The sequence below is a fragment of the Pseudomonas sp. EA_5y_Pfl2_R50 genome, assembly GCF_963970475.1.
Classification (GTDB): Bacteria; Pseudomonadota; Gammaproteobacteria; order Pseudomonadales; family Pseudomonadaceae; genus Aquipseudomonas.
The window spans coordinates 1-255 of record NZ_CAXAPT010000248.1 but is presented as its reverse complement, the minus strand read 5'-3'; the positions used below and the strand labels follow the sequence as shown (position 1 = coordinate 255).

Below are 255 nucleotides of genomic sequence, written 5' to 3'. Positions count from 1 at the left end.
CCCTGAAGGGCCGTCGAAGACTACGACGTTGATAGGTTGGGTGTGTAAGCGCTGTGAGGCGTTGAGCTAACCAATACTAATTGCCCGTGAGGCTTGACCATATAACACCCAAGCAATTTGCGTCGAAGAGACCAGATTGCGGTGTGTGAAGACGAAACGAACCGAAAGTTCGATGTTCACAAAACACCAGCTGTCACATACCCAATTTGCTGAAGCGAGGCCATCAGGTCACGACTCAGTACCCGAATTTCTTGA

General features: G+C 49.8%; 1 rRNA gene. It reads left to right on the top strand.

Features of this window, described 5'->3' with window-relative positions:
* Positions 1 to 101: ribosomal RNA gene (locus AACY19_RS27670) — 23S ribosomal RNA — on the top strand; the annotation flags it as partial.
* Positions 102 to 255: the final 154 nt, after the last annotated feature.